This window comes from Stutzerimonas sp. LR2, assembly GCF_055755175.1.
In genome coordinates this window covers 589,497-606,138 of record NZ_JBVTRR010000004.1, presented here as the reverse complement: position 1 = coordinate 606,138, position 16,642 = coordinate 589,497, and the positions used below count along the sequence as shown (strand labels likewise).

Genomic DNA, 16,642 nt, shown 5'->3' with positions numbered 1-16,642 from the left:
CCGACAATGATGAGGACACACCGATGACCGCCTTCCCGCATCTGCTGGCTCCGCTCGATCTGGGCTTCACCACGCTGCGCAACCGCACCCTGATGGGCTCCATGCACACCGGTCTGGAGGAGATGCCCAACGGCTTCGAGCGGATGGCGGCGTTCTTCGCCGAGCGCGCCCGCGGTGGCGTCGGCCTTATCGTCACCGGTGGCGTCGGGCCCAATGAGGAAGGCTCGGTGCGCGCCGGTGCCGCCAAGCTGTCAACGCCGGAAGAGGCCGAAGAGCACAAGATCGTCACCCAGGCCGTGCACGAGGCCGGCGGCAAGATCTGCATGCAGATTCTGCACGCCGGTCGCTATGCCTACAGCCCGCAGCTGGTCGCACCCAGTGCGATCCAGGCGCCGATCAACCCGTTCACCCCGCGGGAGCTGGACGAAGAGGGCATCGAGAAGCAGATTCGCGATTTCGTCAACTGCGCGACCCTGGCCCAGCGCGCCGGCTACGACGGCGTAGAGATCATGGGTTCGGAAGGCTACTTCATCAACCAGTTCCTGGTCGCTCACACCAACCACCGTACCGACCGCTGGGGCGGCAGCTACGAGAACCGCATGCGTCTGCCGGTGGAGATCGTGCGCCGGGTGCGTGAGGCGGTCGGCCCGAACTTCATCATCATCTATCGCCTGTCCATGCTCGACCTGATCGAGGGCGGCAGCATCTGGGAAGAGGTGGTGCAGCTGGCAAAGGCCATCGAGCAGGCCGGCGCCACGCTGATCAACACCGGCATCGGCTGGCACGAGGCGCGGATTCCGACCATCGCCACCAAGGTGCCGCGCGCGGCGTTCACCAAGGTCACCGCCAAGCTGCGCGGCGAGGTGAACGTTCCGCTGATCACCACCAACCGCATCAACACGCCGGAAGTGGCCGAACAGGTGCTGGCGGAGGGTGATGCCGACATGGTGTCCATGGCACGTCCGTTCCTCGCCGATCCGGAGTTCGTCAACAAGGCGGCCGCTGGGCACAGCGAGCGGATCAATACCTGCATCGGCTGCAACCAGGCCTGCCTGGACCATACCTTCAGCGGCAAGCTGACCACCTGCCTGGTCAACCCCCGTGCCTGCTATGAAACAGAGCTCAACTACATTCCCACCACCGCGGTGAAGAAGATCGCGGTGGTCGGCGCCGGTCCGGCGGGCCTCGCCGCAGCGACCGTCGCAGCGGAGCGGGGGCATCAGGTGACGCTGTTCGACGCTGCAAGCGAAATCGGTGGGCAGTTCAATGTCGCCAAGCGCGTGCCAGGCAAGGAAGAGTTTTACGAGACCCTGCGCTATTTCCAGAATCGGCTGGAGGAAACCGGGGTCGAGGTGCGCCTGAATACCCGCGCCACGGCAGAGGCGCTGCTGGCGGGCGGTTTCGACGAGATCATCCTGGCCACGGGCATCGTGCCGCGCACCCCGGAGATTCCCGGAATCGACCATCCGAAGGTGATCGGCTATCTAGACGCGATTCTCGAACGCAAGCCGGTCGGCCAGCGCGTGGCGGTGATCGGTGCCGGTGGCATCGGCTTCGACGTGTCGGAGTACATCACCCACGATGGACAATCCACCAGCCTGGACCGCGAGGCGTTCTGGAAGGAGTGGGGCATCGATCTCGGCCTTTCCGTGCGCGGCGGCATCGCTGGCATCCAACCGGCGCCGCATGCACCCAAGCGCCAGGTCTATCTGCTGCAGCGCAAGAAATCCAAGGTCGGCAACGGGCTGGGCAAGACCACCGGCTGGATTCATCGCACGGGACTGAAGAACAAGCACGTCCAGATGCTCAATTCGGTCGAGTATCTGCAGATCGACGACGCCGGGCTGCATATCCGTGTCGGCGAGGGCGAGCCGCAGGTGCTGCCGGTGGATACGGTCATTCTCTGCGCCGGCCAGGAGCCACTGCGTGAGCTTCAGCAGACGCTGGAGGCTGCGGGCGCCCGGGTCCACCTGATCGGCGGCGCTGATGTGGCGGCCGAACTCGATGCCAAGCGAGCCATCAATCAGGGCTGCCGTCTGGCCGCGGCGCTCTGATTCCATTCAGGCTTAACCCACGGAGCACGCGTATGGACATCAATACAATGCTGCAGCCGCAAGCCGCCGAATGCCTGCAGGCCTGGCACGCGATGATCGCCCAGCGCGATCTGAGCGGCTTGCCGGAACTGCTGCACCCCCTGGCGGTGTTCCGCTCGCCGATGGCTCACAAGCCTTATGAAGGAGCGCCTGCGGTCAACCTGATCCTCAATACCGTGCTGCAGGTGTTCGAAGGCTTCCGCTATCACCGCGAGCTGGCCAGCGCCGAAGGCCGCGATGTCGTGCTCGAGTTCAGTGCCAGGGTGGGTGATCGCGAACTGAAGGGCATCGATCTGATCCGTTTCGACGAAACGGGCCGGATCATCGAATTCGAGGTGATGGTTCGCCCCATGAGCGGCTTGCAGGCGCTTGGCGACGAGATGAAGCGTCGCCTCGCCGCCTATGGCGGTAGCTGAATTAGCTAAGCTCATCGCAAATCCGCCGGACGGCTCTGGCGGGTCGCGCGATGCGCGGGCTCGCTGCCAACCGAGTCACATTGCACGCTTGATCAATTCCCCTAAACTCGAGCCCCAAAGAGACGCGATCGTGGATAAGCGTTTCAGTATTCGGGCTCGCGGTGACGGGCGATAAGGGAAGTCGAGCATGCAGAACAAACCGCAGATGGTCGAGGCCGTGCTGTTCTACAACGAAGGCACCATCTGCAAGGAAATGCTGTATCCGGAGTTCGAAGCGGTGCTGGACGGGGTGGTTGCGTTGCCCGAGTTCGCTGACCGCCAGATGCATGCCGTCTACGTGATGATCAACCCGCGGCTGCAGGTGCGTGCCGCCGTCTTTTTCTGCCTCGACTTCAATGAAGATGGTTCCGCCGATGACGGCTGGAACATTCCGCTGCGCCAGCTGGCCGAGCGCACCGGCCGCGGGCCGGACATGGGCGCCGGCCCCATTCGCCTGGCCTGCCGCAGCCAGTGCCCCGTCTCCTGGCACCAGATGCATATGTGGGATCCCAAGGTCAGCGCCGAGCGCAACGATCTGGCACTGCTGCGCGACACCATCAAGCGCAACCAGCTCGGCCTGCTGGTGGAGGACGAGGGCGCGCCTGTCGTGCCTGCCGAACGCCTGCAGATGGTGGCCGAAGACGCCTGGTACGCGGCCGAGGCTGGCAAGGAGGCCACTGCCCAGCGATCCGAAAGTCACGAGCGGGAGCAGCGCCAGAAAGCCGCGTTGCTCATCAAGCAGCAGCGTCAGCGCATCGCCAATCTCGAACGTTTGCGGGAAGAGGACGCGCTCAAGAGCGCTGCGGCGGCGGACAAGGAACGCAAGCTTCTGCAGGACGAGATCCGCTCGCTGCAGCAGCAGCTGCAGCAACAGACCGAACTCAATGCCAGCCTGCATGCGCAGATGACTGCGCAGGCGGAAAGCTTCCAGAAAGCCCGCGAGGAGATGAGCAAGCAGTTGCGCACGCTGGAAGTCAGCGGTCGTGTCGAGATCGGCGCGGCGCGAGAGCAGTTCGAGCATGAGGCCCAGGCGCGCATCGCCGCAGCAGTGGCCGAGTACAAGGAGCAGGTGGCGATCCGCGACGTCGAACTGGCCTATCGCAATGAGCTGGACGCGCAGCAGGAAGATGAGATCCAGCGGCTGAAGAACGAATGCGAGACGCTGCGGCAGAGCGGTGACCGGGTGCTGGAGGACCTGTCGCGCCAGGGCGTGGTGTTCATGGCCTACCATCCGGGCGCCGGACATCTGACCATCGCGCTGCAGGACCTTGCTCGCTACCGAGCCAACCCCCTCGCTTATGCCGCTGCCAAGTGCTTCGTCTCCGAGGAACAGTACCGGCAATGGCTCGAGCACTACCAGAAACCCGCCTGTATCGCGACTTTGGCCAGTGGCGAGCGTTGCGCCATGCCGCTGGACAAGGTCGATGCACCGAGTCGTTTCGTGATCGGCGAATCCAACTGCTGTGCCCGGCATCGTAAGGAAGACCGGCAGCGTACCGGTAGCTGAGCCGTTTGTTGATTTCCGAACTTTGCGTCGCCTCCGATGCCTCGCTGATTCTGCAACGTCTGCATCTGGACTGGTTGCAGCAGGCCGCTGTCGACGTGGTGGTGTTGCGGCTCGACCTGGCGGACCCGGAGCTGTCCGGAAACAAGTGGTTCAAGCTCGTTAACCATCTGGACGCAGCCCGCCGTGCCGGCGCGCCGGGGCTCATCAGCCTTGGTGGTCCGCATTCCAACCATCTGCACGCTCTGGCCGCGGCCGGTCACCGTTTCGGTTTCGCGACGGTCGGTCTGCTGCGTGGACACGAGCAGGACACGCCGACGGTGGCCGATCTGCAAGCCTGGGGCATGCAGATCCACTGGCTGGGCTACGGTGGCTTCCGGGCACGCAACCTGCCCGGCTTCTGGCAGCCATGGCAGCAACGCCATCGCGGTTACTACTGCATTCCCGAGGGCGGAGGCGGGCTGCCTGGCGCCCTGGGTTGCGCCGAACTCGTGCCAAGGCTGCCATCGGCACTGGCTGCGGTCGGTTGGGACGATTACGACGCTGTCTGGCTTGCCGCCGGAACCGGAACGACCCTGGCCGGACTGGTCATCGGCGAGGCCGGGCGGCATCCGGTAATCGGCGCGCTGGCCGGCCCGCCATCGCATGCTGTCGATGACAATGTGGCGGCGCTGCTCGCGCAGGCGGGCGTTGCCAATGAGGGCTACGAGCTGCTGGATGCCAGCCGCGGCGGTTTCGCCCGGTTCGACAAGGAGCTGGCGAATTTCATGTACACGGCCGAGCGTGACGGCGGGGTGCCGCTTGATCCGATCTATACCGCAAAGACCATGATGGCATTGCGCCTTTATGTCGAGCGCGGTTATGTTGCCGCCGGCACACGCGTGCTTTTCGTCCACACCGGTGGATTGCAGGGGCGCCGTGCTGCTGAGAGTCAGCTGCACAAGCTGATCCATGGCTAGAGGTTGGATTTTCTAGGATGAACAAACCGCTGCACCCTGATCAGCTGCGTGATCTGATCCCGTTGAACGCGCTGTCGCCACGTCAGCTCTGGGAGCTGCGTGCGCGCACCGTGCCGCTTGTGCTCACCGCAGGCGAGGTGCTTGAGCTGGACGAACGGCACGCGACGACACGCTACTACCTGATGGCCGGGAAGCTGCTCGTCAGCGATGTCGAGGGGCAACAGGGGCTGCTCGCGGCGGGGACTCCGGCGGCGCTGCATAGCCTGCTGTCAGAACGGACGCGGGAGGTGCGGGCACTGGAGGATTGCCATCTGCTGAGCGTGGATGCCGTGGAACTCGATCGCCTGCTTTCCTGGCGCCAAGCGCTGCAGGATGTGCTGCTGCAGCTGACCATGGACGGCGAAGAAACGGAGTGGCTGGAACGTCTGCTCGAAAATCCCCTGTTCGCCCAGGTTCCTCCGCAGAACATACGCAGCATGCTGCACCGGCTCGTGTCGGTCGAGGCACCGGCCGGGCAGACGCTATTGCGTGAAGGCGAGGCGGGGGACTGCTGCTATTTCCTCAAGAGTGGTCGGGCGCAGGTGCTCAAGGCCGAGGGCAGTGGCGAACAGCTCTTGGCGGAGCTCGAAACCGGCGCCTGTTTCGGCGAGGAAGCGCTGCTGGAAGATCGTCCGCGCAACGCCAGCGTGGCAATGATCGAGGACGGCAGCGTGCTGCGCCTGGGCCGGGCCGACTTTTTCGAATTGCTCAAGGCGCCGGTGGTGAGCGAGGTCGATCTGGACGAAGTGGCCGATCTGCTCGGCTGCGGCGCTCAGTGGCTGGACGTTCGGCTCGCCGATGACTACGAGCGCGGCCATGCCATGCAGGCGCTGCACATGCCGCTGCACCTGCTGCGGCTGAAAACGCGACTGCTGAATCCCCGCCGCACCTACCTGTGCTATTGCGAAAGTGGCAAGCGCAGCGCGAGTGCGGTCTTCCTGCTGACCCAGCTCGGTTTCACTGCCTATGCGCTGCGGGGCGGGCTCGATGCGCTCGGCAGCGATGATCGCGCGGCGCTGCTGTGGGAGTGCGGCACCGGCTATCTGGCTCGGTCCGATGGACGCATAGAACGCAGCCTCTGAGCGGGTTGGCTCAGGCCGCGCTTCTGCGCAATGCGGCATGGCGGCGGATTTCCCGGCGCGCACTACGTGCCAGCCGCACGCTCAGCAGCAGCGCCGCGCAGCTGAGACCAGCGATCAGGCCCTGCCACAGGCCGCTCGGCCCGCTCGCCGGGCCAAGCTTATCGGTCAGCCCCAGCAGGTAACCCACCGGCAATCCGATGCCCCAGTAGGCGAACAGCGTGTAGACCATGGTCATGCGGGTGTCCTGATAACCGCGCAGCGCGCCCGCCGCGGTGACCTGAACCACGTCCGAGAACTGGAACAGCGCGGCATAGAAGAACAGGCTGGCGGCGACCGCGATCACCGCTGGATCAGGCGTATAGATCCGTGCGATCTGCTCGCTGAACAGCAGCATGACGCTCGCCGAGAAACAGGCATAGACCAGCGCTGCGGCGATCCCGACGCCGGCTACGAAACGGGCATCGCGCGGTGCGCTGCGGCCCAGCTCCTGACCGATGCGCACGGTCACGGCCATCCCCAGCGACAGCGGGATCATGAAGATCAGCGAGGTGAAGTTCAGGGCGATCTGATGCCCGGCCACCACCGTCGCACCGAGCGCACCGATCAGCAGCGCGATCACGGAGAAAATGCTCGCTTCGGCGAACACGGCGATGCCGATGGGCACGCCGACCGACAGCAGGCGACGAAGCATCGGCCAGCGCGGGCCCTCGAAGCGGGAGAACAGCTGGCTTGCCTGATAGGCCGGCGCACGCTTCACCCAGATGGCCATGGACGTCAGCATGAACAGCATCACCAGTGCCGTGGATACGCCGCAACCCACTCCACCCAGCGCCGGCATACCGAGCTTGCCGTAGATGAACACGTAGTTCAGCGGGATGTTCAGCAGCAGGCCGAGAATGCCGATGACCATGCTCGGCCGTGGGTGACCCAACCCGTCGCTGAAGCAACGCAGTACCTGATACAGCGCCATGGCCGGGAAGCCGCAGGCGACGGCGCGCAGGTATGCCATGGTTGGATCGATCAGGGCGGGTTCGACCTTCATCAGATGCAGCACCGGCTTCGCGTTCCACATTAGCAGTGCACTGCCGATGCCGATGCCAACGCCCATCCACAGGGCCTGGCGCACCAGCGGGCCGATTTCAGCGTGGTGCCCGGCGCCGAAGCGCTGGGCGACGTTGGGTGTGGTGGCCAGGGTGATGCCGCTGACCAGCAGATAGACCGGCACCCAGATCGAGTTGCCCAGCGCGACGGCAGCCAGGTCGTGCGGACTGACGCGGCCGGCCATCACGGTATCGACAAAGCCCATGGCAGTGCTGGCCAGCTGAGCGATCATCATGGGCAGGGCGAGGGCGAAGAGGGTGCGCAGTTCAAGGCGGACCCGTCTGAGTCGAAGCTCAGTGGGCATTGCGAGGCGTTCCAGTTGTATACAAGAAACGCGCTAGTCTACGCCGGGTCGCTGCACGCAGGAAGGCGGCAAAGCGTCGGCGGCCCGTCTAGAATGTGCTTCCCCCAATCGGAGCCACACCATGCACATCCTTGCCGACGAAAACATCCCGCTGGTCGATGAGTTCTTTGCCGGTCTCGGCGAGATCCGTCGCATGCCCGGGCGTCGCATCAATCGGGCGGCGCTGGAGGGCGTGGATGTGCTGCTCGTGCGCTCGGTGACGCGGGTCGATCGCGAATTGCTGCAAGGCACCGCGGTGCGCTTCGTCGGCACCTGCACCATCGGCACCGACCATCTGGACCTCGACTATTTCGAACAGTCCGGCATCGATTGGGCCAGCGCGCCTGGCTGCAACGCGCGGGGGGTGGTCGATTACGTATTGGGTTGCCTGTTGGCCTTAGCCGAAGTCAGGGGCGAAGCCCTGGCGCGACGCCGCTTCGGCGTGGTGGGTGCCGGCGAGGTAGGCGGGCGCCTGGTCGAAGTGCTGCGAGGCCTCGGCTGGGATGTGCGCGTTTGCGACCCGCCGCGCCAGACTCGCGAGGCAGGCGGTTTCGTGACGCTGGATGAAGTGATTGCCGAGTGCGATGTCATTAGTCTGCACACCCCGTTAAGCATGAGCGGCGACTGCCCGACCTTCCATCTGTTCGACCGTCAGCGCCTGAACGGGCTGCGACCGGGTGCCTGGCTGATCAACGCCAGCAGAGGAGCGGTGGTGGATAACGCGGCGTTGCGCGATCTGCTGCTGCAGCGTCCGGATCTCGAGGCGGTGCTGGATGTCTGGGAAGGCGAGCCACAGGTGGACGTCGAACTGGCTGATCTGTGTCGCATCGCCACGCCACACATCGCCGGCTACAGCCTGGACGGCAAATTGCGTGGCACGGCGCAGATCCATGCGGCCTACTGCGCCGCTCGCGGCCTTGAGCCGGCCGTCGAGCTGGCGCAGCTGATGCCCGGCCCTGCGCTTGCCGGGCTCACCTTCGCCGCATCGGCAGAGCCGGCCGAGATGCTGGCAACGCTGTGCAGGGCGGTCTACGACCCGCGTCGCGACGACGCGGACTTCCGCCGCAGTCTCCAGGGCGACGATGCGCAGCGCCGGGCTGCCTTCGATCTGCTGCGCAAGGCCTACCCGGCGCGACGTGAGATCGACGGTCTCGCCGTAAGGATAGAGGGGGACAATCCGGCGTTGACGGCGGTGGTGAGCGCGCTCGGGGCCCGCTTGCTGCGCTAGCCTCGGATCGGACTCAGCTCGGATGCAATTTCCATCCTGCTCCGCTAGCATTACCCGTCCTCTGCCTAGTTCCCCGCGATGGTGTTATGAGTTATCAGGTTCTTGCACGTAAATGGCGTCCGCGCTCGTTCCGCGAAATGGTCGGCCAGACGCATGTGCTCAAGGCCCTGATCAACGCGCTGGACAATCAGCGCCTGCACCATGCCTATCTGTTCACCGGTACCCGCGGCGTCGGCAAGACGACGATCGCGCGGATCATCGCCAAGTGCCTGAACTGCGAGACGGGCGTCAGTTCCACACCCTGCGGGCAGTGTTCGGTCTGCCGGGAGATCGATGAGGGGCGCTTCGTCGACCTGATCGAGGTGGACGCTGCAAGCCGCACCAAGGTCGAGGACACGCGCGAACTGCTGGACAACGTGCAGTACGCGCCGAGTCGTGGACGCTACAAGGTCTACCTGATCGACGAAGTACACATGCTCTCGTCGCACTCTTTCAACGCGCTGCTCAAGACCCTCGAAGAGCCGCCGCCCCACGTCAAGTTCCTGCTCGCGACCACCGATCCGCAGAAGTTGCCAGTGACCATCCTGTCGCGCTGCCTGCAGTTCTCGCTGAAAAACATGCCGCCGGAGCGAGTCGTTGAGCACCTGACCCATGTGCTTGGCGTCGAGAACGTTCCTTTCGAGGAAGATGCGCTGTGGCTGCTCGGTCGCGCCGCGGACGGTTCGATGCGCGATGCCATGAGCCTGACCGACCAGGCGATCGCCTTCGGTGAGGGCAAGGTGCTGGCCGCCGATGTGCGGGCGATGCTCGGCACGCTCGATCACGGTCAGGTCTATGGCGTACTGCAGGCGCTGCTCGAGGGCGATGCCCGGGCACTGCTCGAAGCCGTTCGTCATCTCGCTGAGCAGGGGCCGGATTGGGCCGGCGTACTCGCGGAAATGCTCAATGTGTTGCATCGCGTCGCCATCGCCCAGGCGCTACCGGAAGCGGTGGACAATGGCCAGGGCGATCGCGATCGGGTGCTGGCGCTGGCGCAGGCGCTGCCAGCCGAAGACGTGCAGTTCTATTATCAGATGGGCCTGATCGGGCGACGCGATCTGCCATTGGCACCCGATCCGCGCAGTGGCTTCGAAATGGTTCTGCTGCGTATGTTGGCGTTCCGCCCAGCGGATACGGGTGACGCGCCACGAACATCGCTAAAGAATTTGGGAATCAGTCCGGCCACAGCTGATTCCAAGCCTGCAGCGGTGGCCGATACCGCTGCCCCCGGCGTGTCGCCTGTTTCAGCCCCCGCTCCGGTTGGTCCTGCCGCCGCTGTGGCGCCGCCAGCGGCTCCGGTGGTGATAGCCAGTCCGGCTGAGTCGGCGGCCACAGTGGCCCCCGAACTGCCTGCCGTGGCGCCGTCGCCGGCAACGCCTGCGCAAGAGCAGGCCGTGCCGGTGATCGATGTACCCTGGAACGAACCGCCCGAGGTCCCGCCGGTTGCCGTCGAGGCCAATGCAATACTGCCCGAGCCGGCACTGGACGGGCCACCCGACCATGTGGCTGCCGTGGTTCAGGTCGAAGAGCCTGACGATGACGAGCCGCCGCTGACCGACGAAGACTATTTCGAGGTCGAAAATCAGGCCGAGGCTTACTTCGAGGAGCTGCAGCAGGACGAGACGGACCAGCAGGAGGTCGAACCGCTGCCGGCAGTTGAGCCTGCCACCGGGCTGGCTGCCGAATGGCTGGAGCTCTATCTCAAGCTCGGTCTGTCCGGCCTGACCGGCAGCATCGCGGCCAACTGCACGTTGATTTCGGTGGAAGGCGATCGCTGGCTGATGCATCTCGACCCGGCCCAGAGTGCCCTGTTCAACCCGACGCAGCAGCGCCGGTTGAACGATGCGTTGAATCAGTACCACGGGCGTACGTTGCAGCTCGATATCGTGCTGCAGAAGCCCGAGCAGGAAACGCCGGCGCAGGCCGCGCAGCGTCGTCGCGCCGAGCGACAGCGCGCCGCTGAACAATCGATTCATGCGGACCCGCTGGTCCAGCAGTTGATGCAGCAGTTCGCCGCGGTGATCCGCGAAGGCACCATCGAACCCGTAGAACACTCAGAACCCTGATCGAATTGAGGTGATACCCATGATGAAAGGTGGCATGGCCGGCCTGATGAAGCAGGCGCAGCAGATGCAGGAAAAGATGCAGAAGATGCAGGAAGAGCTGGCGAACGCCGAAGTCACTGGCCAATCCGGTGCCGGCCTGGTCAGCGTGGTAATGAACGGCCGTCATGACGTCAAGCGCGTCAGCCTCGATGACAGCTTGATGCAGGAAGACAAGGAAATCCTCGAAGACCTGATCGCTGCGGCCGTCAACGATGCGGTACGCAAGATCGAGCAGAACAGCCAGGAGAAGATGGCCGGCATGACCGCAGGCATGCAGCTCCCGCCGGGCTTCAAGATGCCGTTCTGATCCATCGCGCAGTTCCAGCCGGGCCGCCCCCTCGCTGTGGGGCGGCCGGTTTTTTCAGTGATTCCATTTCGAGACGTACATGAGCTTCAGCCCGCTGATTCGGCAACTCATCGATGCCCTGCGCATTCTTCCTGGCGTAGGACAGAAGACCGCGCAACGCATGGCGCTTCAGCTGCTCGAGCGTGACCGCAGCGGTGGTCTGCGCCTGGCGCAGGCGTTGACCCGGGCGATGGAAGGTGTCGGTTACTGCAGGCAGTGCCGTACGCTGACCGAAGACGAACTCTGCCCGCAGTGCGCTGATCCGCGGCGCGATGATTCCCTGCTATGCGTGGTGCAGAGCCCGGTCGACGTGTTTGCGGTCGAGCAGACCGGCTTTCGTGGGCGTTACTTCGTGCTCAAGGGGCATCTGTCTCCGCTCGATGGCCTGGGGCCAGAGGCCATCGGCATTCCGGAGCTGCTGGGGCGGGTGGCGGGTGGCGCATTCAGCGAAGTCATCCTGGCAACAAACCCCACTGTCGAAGGGGAAGCCACCGCGCACTACATCGCACAGATGCTCATTCCCAAAGGCCTGACCATCAGCCGAATTGCCCATGGTGTTCCACTGGGCGGCGAGCTGGACCTGGTCGATGGCGGCACACTGGCTCACGCCCTCGCAGGGCGCAAGCCGATCAGCCTATAACTCGACGCCTTTAGCTTATTGCTACTTGCTAGTGCCGTTCTGCAGATAGTTCGGGTAAAGTTCTAAGCCATAAACGTTAGATAACCAAAGCGAATATACTGCTTTGTTTTGGTTATATGCGCTGGCTATCCGAATCGAGGTCGAAATGAAAGCGAAGCTCTGGCTGGTTCCTGCTCTTGTGCTCCTGAGTGCGTTCGCGCAGGCGCAGGAAAAGTTCAAGGTAGGTTACATCCGGGTGATGGATGATGCCCAGGCCATGGTCGCCCACGAGGCAGGGCTGTATAAGAAGCACGGCCTGGACGTCGAACTGATCGAGTTCAGCTCGGGCACCGATCTGATCAAGGCCATCGTCGGCGGTCAGCTGGATACCGGTGTGCTGGGCTTTACCAATGCGGTGGCCTGGGCGTCCAAGGGGGCCGATCTGAAGGTGGTGGGTGGTGCGCAGCAAGGTTATCACTCGATCCTGGTGCGTGAAGATACCGACATCCAGGACGTGGCAGGCCTCAAGGACCGCACACTGGCTTCGCAGCGCGAAGGCAGCACCGCCGATGCGGTGCTGCGTGGCGTGACCTTGAAGAATGCCGGCCTCAAGCCGAGCGATGTCAACATCATGGGCGTCAGCCCGGCAGTTGCGGTGCAGTCGCTGGTATCCGGGCGAGTGGATGCCGCCTTCCTGTTCGAGCCCTACGACCGCATCGCACAGCTGGTGGCGCCGGTTCGCCAGGTCTATGAGATCGGCGAAGTGTGGCCGTTCCCGTGCATGGTGGTGATCACCTCCGGCGACACCCTGGCCAAGCGCAAGGATGCCGTCTGGAAATCCCTGGATGCTCAGCGCGATGCCATCGAACTGCTGGACAAGCAGCCGGCCGAAGCGGCGAAGCTGATCGCCGGCTACTTCATCGCCGAGCCAACCTTGAAAACCCTCAAGCGCGGCGAACTGGCTCGCGAGGTGGTCATCGAGGAAGCCATTGGCACCCAGACCTTCAGTGCCAAGCTTGGCGACGACGATCTGGCCCGTATTCAGGAGCTTGCCGACATTCTGCAGGAGCAGGGCTCGCTGAAGACTCGCGATGGCAAGCCGTTCGATACCCGAGCCATTCTCGATCTGAGCTGGCAGGAAGCACGGGAACTCTGATCGGCGCTGTGCCTTTCGGCAACACAAAGGCCCGACCCTGAGTCGGGCCATTCATTTTGCCCGCATCGCCGGGCCGTTTCGTTTCTGGATTTGCGGATTTTTATGCAGCTCAGGTTTGAAGATGTAGACAAGCGCTTCGGGCAGCTCGAAGTCATCAAGGGGTTCAGCGGCGAGTTCGCCCAGGGCGAGCTGGTCGCCCTGGTCGGGCCCTCGGGCTGCGGCAAGTCGACCTTGTTGCACCTGGTGGCGGGGCTGGAGAAGCCCAGCGCTGGCCGCGTGCTTGCCGATGGCAAGCCGATCACCGAGCCGAGCCCGCGACGTACCTTGGTGTTCCAGGAGCATGCGCTGTACCCCTGGCTGAGCCTGCAAGGCAATGTCGCCATGGCGCTCGAGCTGCAAGGCGTCGCCAAGAGCGAGGCCTTCGAGCAGGCGCGTGTCTGGCTCGAGCGTGTCGGGCTAAATGGCTTCGAGCATTACTATCCCCACCAGGTTTCCGGCGGTATGCGCCAGCGCACCGCCCTGGCCCGCGCCTTCATCGCCAAACCCGAGGTGCTGCTGCTGGATGAACCGTTCGGCGCCCTCGATGCTCTGACCCGCATGGCACTGCAGGACGTGCTGCGCGAGCTGATCGAGGAGCATCAGCCGACCGTGCTGCTGGTCACCCATGATGTGGACGAGGCGCTCTATCTCGCCGATCACGTACTGGTGTTCAGCCCACGGCCGACTCGAGTGCTCAAGACCTTCAACTTCACCCATTGCGAGAAAAGCCACGACCTGTCGGCGTTTGCTGCCGAGCGTAAGGAGATTCTCAGCCTGCTGGGTATCAAGACGGAGGTAGCGCACCCATGAGTCAGGCTCGTCGTCTAACCGGCCCGAAGAAATACCTGGCCGTCGTTCTGGCCATCCTGTTTATTCTGCTGATCTGGCAGGCGGCGGCCTGGAGTCTGCCGGCGTTCCTCATGCCGGGTATCCCGACCGTGGTCGAGCGCCTGATCACCACCATCCAGCAACCCGAGTTCCGCGATGGCCTGTATGGCAGCATGAGCCGCCTGGGCAGTGGCTACGGCTTCGCCTTGCTGTTCGGCATCGGTTTCGGCCTTGTCGGCGGCGTGTTGTTCTTCTTCCGCGAGATCCTGCGCTCGGCCATCGTCATCCTGCAGTCGATTCCGTCGATTGCCTGGGTGCCGCTGTTCCTGATCGTGATGGGGTTCGGCAATCTGCCGATCATCGTCGTGGTGGCGCTGGCAGCGTTCTTCCCGATGGCGCTTTCGGTGATGAACGCCACCGAGAGTGTGCAGCCGGTACATGTCTCTGCCGCACGGGTGATGGGCGCTTCGCGTTGGCAGCTGCTACGGCGTGTCTATCTGCCGGCGGTGATGCCCGAGCTGATCACCGGCGCCCAGCTGGCCTTCGGCAACGCCTGGCGTGCACTGATCTCTGCCGAGATGCTGATCGGCTTCGGCCAGGGGCTGGGGCGCTCGCTGGCTTACTCCGGGGAGATCGCCGATATGGTGGGAGTCATGATGAACATTCTGGTGATCGCCATTCTTGCCACCCTGATCGATCAGGTGGTGCTGGAGAAGTTCAAGCAGCGGATGCTGCGCTATCAGTACGTCTGAGGTTCGGCCAGTGCCTGTCTTTTCGCACATCGTTCTCTGGCTCGCCTTGTTCACGCCCGCAGTGGGGCTGGCCGAGTCGCTGCGGATGGAGTTGCCCGAGCATCGCGTGCTGTCGAGCAGCGAGACCGAAAGTTTCGAGGCGGCGCTGGCCGAGCAGCTTGGCGTCGAACTCGGGCGCCCGGTGCGGTTCGGGGTGTCGGACGGGCAGGTCGGCGTGCGCGTGGAGGCCAGCCAGCAACGTGGCGTGACCACTTACTATCGCGCTGTCCCCGCGGCTCTTGTCCCCACCGACGCAGGGCCCGCCGCCTGGGCGGAACTTCGCGACCAATCCGTCTGCGTCAGTACTGCAAGCCCCTATGCGCCAGTGCTGCGCGAGCGTTTTGGGGCATCGCCGCGAGAGTATCCCAGCTCGGCGCATGCGCTTATCGGTCTCAAGCTGGGCGAGTGCCAGGCCGTTGTCGAGGATGAAGCCTTGCTGACCGAACTGGCTACGTTGCCGGAGTGGCGCCGCTACAAGCGCCTGCTGCCGCCGCTGGCGGATGCCGAGCGGCAGCTTCGCCTGACCGCGGATCAGGCGCGGTTACAGCAGGAAATCGACGCACTCGTCGCGCAATGGAGTGTGGACGGGCGCCTGGCAAAGCTGACGCAGCAGTGGATCGACGAAGTCGCCTTTCAGGCCTATGTGTTGGCCGACACCCTGGATTGCCACTGACTGCTTGATTGCTTTCGAGCTGCGCGAGTGCGAAGGGCTCGTCAGCGTTCTGTATCAACGATCTGCGGCAACATCCGCCGCAACCCCGCGAGTTGGAGCGGGGCACGGATGTGCCCGCGCAGCGTGCCGTCGGGGCCCACCAGGGCCAGATTGCCGCTATGGCTGACGCTGTAGTCCCCCTGCGTCTCGCTTACTGGAACGAATGGCAGGCCCAGTGCCTTGGACAGCCGCTGCAGCTGCTCCATATCGCCGGTGAGGCCGTTGAACCCGCCGCGGTAGTAGTCCAGGTACGTCTTCAGCTGCTGAGGTGTGTCACGCGCAGGATCGGCAGTGATCAATACCAGCTGCAGCTGGTCGCGGGTTTCCTTCGGGAGCTGGCTGAACAGCCGGCGCATGTCGCTCAGCGTGGTCGGGCAGATATCCGGGCAGGCGGTGAAGCCGAAGAACAGAATATGCCAGCGTCCCTGTAACGATCGCGTGTCGAACCACTGGCCATCCTGGTCGACCAGTTCCAGAGGCGGTATCGCGCGCTCACGGGGCAACAGGAGGATATTGGCCTGATCCAGCAGGACGTTGCGATCCAGCGCCAATGCGGGTGTGGTCCAGGCCAGCACAAGAATCAGCAGGCAGCGCCAGAGTCTCGTTGGCACGGCGTCTCCTCCAGATCGAGCAATCGGCGATGGGTTGGTCAGCGGTCGCTCAGCTCGAAGGCGGTCAGCGTGAAGGTTGGGATGCCGATGTCCTGCAGTTTCTGCGACCCGCCGAGTTCGGGCAGGTCGATGATCGCGGCAGCTTCATGGATGCTGGCGCGCATGCGTCGTACCAGTTGGGCTGCGGCGAGGAGGGTGCCACCGGTGGCGATCAGGTCATCAAACAGCAGTACCGAGTCGCCTTCACACAGGCTGTCGGCATGAATTTCCAGGTGCGCTTCGCCATACTCGGTGCAATAGGCCTGCGAAAGCACGTCGGCGGGCAATTTGCCCTGCTTGCGGAACAGCACCAGCGGCTTGTTCAGCTCGTACGCGAGGATCGAGCCGACCAGAAAGCCGCGGGCGTCGAGCGCCCCGATATGGGTGAAATCCGCTTCCACGTAACGCTGGATAAAGCTGTCGGCCACCATGCGCAGCGCCTTTGGCGACTGGAACAATGGCGTGATATCGCGAAATATCACGCCGGGCCGCGGAAAGTCCGGAACCGGGCGGATCAAGGTCTTGATGCTGAATTCGTCGAAGATCATCGGGC

General features: G+C 64.0%; 16 protein-coding genes. 13 read left to right on the top strand and 3 right to left on the bottom strand.

Features of this window, described 5'->3' with window-relative positions; genetic code table 11:
• Positions 1–23 precede the first annotated feature (23 nt).
• The 5 genes from ACVRRC_RS17150 to ACVRRC_RS17130 all read left to right on the top strand — a co-directional run bounded on the left by ACVRRC_RS17150 (position 24) and on the right by ACVRRC_RS17130 (position 6,132).
• Positions 24–2,054 (top strand): NADPH-dependent 2,4-dienoyl-CoA reductase, encoded by a 2,031-nt coding sequence (locus tag ACVRRC_RS17150; protein WP_017245326.1) that lies wholly within the window; start codon positions 24–26, stop codon positions 2,052–2,054.
• A gap of 32 nt (positions 2,055–2,086) precedes the next feature.
• Positions 2,087–2,509 (top strand): nuclear transport factor 2 family protein, encoded by a 423-nt coding sequence (locus ACVRRC_RS17145; protein ID WP_106443378.1) that lies wholly within the window; start codon positions 2,087–2,089, stop codon positions 2,507–2,509.
• A gap of 187 nt (positions 2,510–2,696) precedes the next feature.
• Entirely contained in the window at positions 2,697–4,055 is a 1,359-nt protein-coding gene (locus tag ACVRRC_RS17140; protein ID WP_472997277.1) for a chromosome partitioning protein ParA, read from the top strand.
• An 8-nt stretch (positions 4,056–4,063) separates the two neighbouring features.
• A complete protein-coding gene (locus ACVRRC_RS17135; protein ID WP_472997276.1) occupies positions 4,064–5,011 on the top strand; it encodes a 1-aminocyclopropane-1-carboxylate deaminase/D-cysteine desulfhydrase in 948 nt (315 codons plus the stop codon).
• Positions 5,012–5,028: 17 nt separating this feature from the next.
• Positions 5,029–6,132: a cyclic nucleotide-binding domain-containing protein gene (locus ACVRRC_RS17130; protein ID WP_017245329.1), complete on the top strand. Its 1,104-nt coding sequence runs from the start codon at positions 5,029–5,031 to the stop codon at positions 6,130–6,132.
• Positions 6,133–6,142: 10 nt separating this feature from the next.
• On the opposite strand, the gene ACVRRC_RS17125 is transcribed toward ACVRRC_RS17130, so the two are convergent.
• Positions 6,143–7,537 carry an MATE family efflux transporter gene (locus tag ACVRRC_RS17125; protein WP_125866138.1) on the bottom strand — a complete coding sequence of 465 codons (1,395 nt, stop codon included), beginning with the start codon at positions 7,535–7,537 and terminating at the stop codon, positions 6,143–6,145.
• A gap of 121 nt (positions 7,538–7,658) precedes the next feature.
• On the opposite strand from ACVRRC_RS17125, the gene pdxB reads away from it, so the two are divergent.
• The 8 genes from pdxB (at position 7,659) to ACVRRC_RS17085 (ending at position 15,400) form a co-directional block, all read left to right on the top strand.
• The gene (pdxB, locus tag ACVRRC_RS17120) at positions 7,659–8,804 is read left to right on the top strand and encodes a 4-phosphoerythronate dehydrogenase PdxB (protein WP_019407641.1); all 1,146 of its coding nucleotides are present in this window, start codon (positions 7,659–7,661) and stop codon (positions 8,802–8,804) included.
• Between the two features lie 86 nt (positions 8,805–8,890).
• On the top strand, positions 8,891–10,909 hold the full coding sequence (gene dnaX / locus ACVRRC_RS17115) for a DNA polymerase III subunit gamma/tau (protein ID WP_014596491.1): 2,019 nt from the start codon (positions 8,891–8,893) through the stop codon (positions 10,907–10,909).
• Between the two features lie 19 nt (positions 10,910–10,928).
• Positions 10,929–11,255: a YbaB/EbfC family nucleoid-associated protein gene (locus tag ACVRRC_RS17110; protein ID WP_008567825.1), complete on the top strand. Its 327-nt coding sequence runs from the start codon at positions 10,929–10,931 to the stop codon at positions 11,253–11,255.
• Positions 11,256–11,334: 79 nt separating this feature from the next.
• A complete protein-coding gene (recR, locus tag ACVRRC_RS17105) occupies positions 11,335–11,934 on the top strand; it encodes a recombination mediator RecR (protein WP_014596492.1) in 600 nt (199 codons plus the stop codon).
• A gap of 145 nt (positions 11,935–12,079) precedes the next feature.
• Positions 12,080–13,069 (top strand): ABC transporter substrate-binding protein, encoded by a 990-nt coding sequence (locus ACVRRC_RS17100; RefSeq protein ID WP_013982562.1) that lies wholly within the window; start codon positions 12,080–12,082, stop codon positions 13,067–13,069.
• Between the two features lie 102 nt (positions 13,070–13,171).
• Complete coding sequence (locus ACVRRC_RS17095) at positions 13,172–13,918, top strand: ABC transporter ATP-binding protein (RefSeq protein WP_013982563.1); 747 nt, start codon at positions 13,172–13,174, stop codon at positions 13,916–13,918.
• A complete protein-coding gene (locus tag ACVRRC_RS17090; RefSeq protein WP_011912976.1) occupies positions 13,915–14,688 on the top strand; it encodes an ABC transporter permease in 774 nt (257 codons plus the stop codon). Before ACVRRC_RS17095 ends, ACVRRC_RS17090 begins: the two co-directional genes overlap by 4 nt.
• Before the next feature lie 10 nt (positions 14,689–14,698).
• Positions 14,699–15,400, top strand: a complete 702-nt coding sequence (locus tag ACVRRC_RS17085) for a type 2 periplasmic-binding domain-containing protein (protein ID WP_472997275.1) — start codon at positions 14,699–14,701, stop codon at positions 15,398–15,400.
• A 41-nt stretch (positions 15,401–15,441) separates the two neighbouring features.
• On the opposite strand, the gene ACVRRC_RS17080 is transcribed toward ACVRRC_RS17085, so the two are convergent.
• Positions 15,442–16,050, bottom strand: coding sequence for an SCO family protein (locus ACVRRC_RS17080; protein ID WP_472997274.1), 609 nt, complete (start codon positions 16,048–16,050; stop codon positions 15,442–15,444).
• A 38-nt stretch (positions 16,051–16,088) separates the two neighbouring features.
• Entirely contained in the window at positions 16,089–16,637 is a 549-nt protein-coding gene (locus ACVRRC_RS17075) for an adenine phosphoribosyltransferase (protein WP_011912979.1), read from the bottom strand.
• Positions 16,638–16,642: the final 5 nt, after the last annotated feature.

Excerpts from the sequence above, each read along its gene's own strand:
- ACVRRC_RS17150 (WP_017245326.1), top strand. The coding sequence starts at position 24 with ATGACCGCCTTCCCGCATCTGCTGGCTCCGCTCGATCTGGGCTTCACC.
- ACVRRC_RS17145 (WP_106443378.1), top strand. The coding sequence starts at position 2,087 with ATGGACATCAATACAATGCTGCAGCCGCAAGCCGCCGAATGCCTGCAG.
- ACVRRC_RS17140 (WP_472997277.1), top strand. The coding sequence starts at position 2,697 with ATGCAGAACAAACCGCAGATGGTCGAGGCCGTGCTGTTCTACAACGAA.
- ACVRRC_RS17130 (WP_017245329.1), top strand. The coding sequence starts at position 5,029 with ATGAACAAACCGCTGCACCCTGATCAGCTGCGTGATCTGATCCCGTTG.
- ACVRRC_RS17125 (WP_125866138.1), bottom strand. The coding sequence starts at position 7,537 with ATGCCCACTGAGCTTCGACTCAGACGGGTCCGCCTTGAACTGCGCACC.
- pdxB (WP_019407641.1), top strand. The coding sequence starts at position 7,659 with ATGCACATCCTTGCCGACGAAAACATCCCGCTGGTCGATGAGTTCTTT.
- dnaX (WP_014596491.1), top strand. The coding sequence starts at position 8,891 with ATGAGTTATCAGGTTCTTGCACGTAAATGGCGTCCGCGCTCGTTCCGC.
- ACVRRC_RS17110 (WP_008567825.1), top strand. The coding sequence starts at position 10,929 with ATGATGAAAGGTGGCATGGCCGGCCTGATGAAGCAGGCGCAGCAGATG.
- recR (WP_014596492.1), top strand. The coding sequence starts at position 11,335 with ATGAGCTTCAGCCCGCTGATTCGGCAACTCATCGATGCCCTGCGCATT.
- ACVRRC_RS17100 (WP_013982562.1), top strand. The coding sequence starts at position 12,080 with ATGAAAGCGAAGCTCTGGCTGGTTCCTGCTCTTGTGCTCCTGAGTGCG.
- ACVRRC_RS17095 (WP_013982563.1), top strand. The coding sequence starts at position 13,172 with ATGCAGCTCAGGTTTGAAGATGTAGACAAGCGCTTCGGGCAGCTCGAA.
- ACVRRC_RS17090 (WP_011912976.1), top strand. The coding sequence starts at position 13,915 with ATGAGTCAGGCTCGTCGTCTAACCGGCCCGAAGAAATACCTGGCCGTC.
- ACVRRC_RS17075 (WP_011912979.1), bottom strand. The coding sequence starts at position 16,637 with ATGATCTTCGACGAATTCAGCATCAAGACCTTGATCCGCCCGGTTCCG.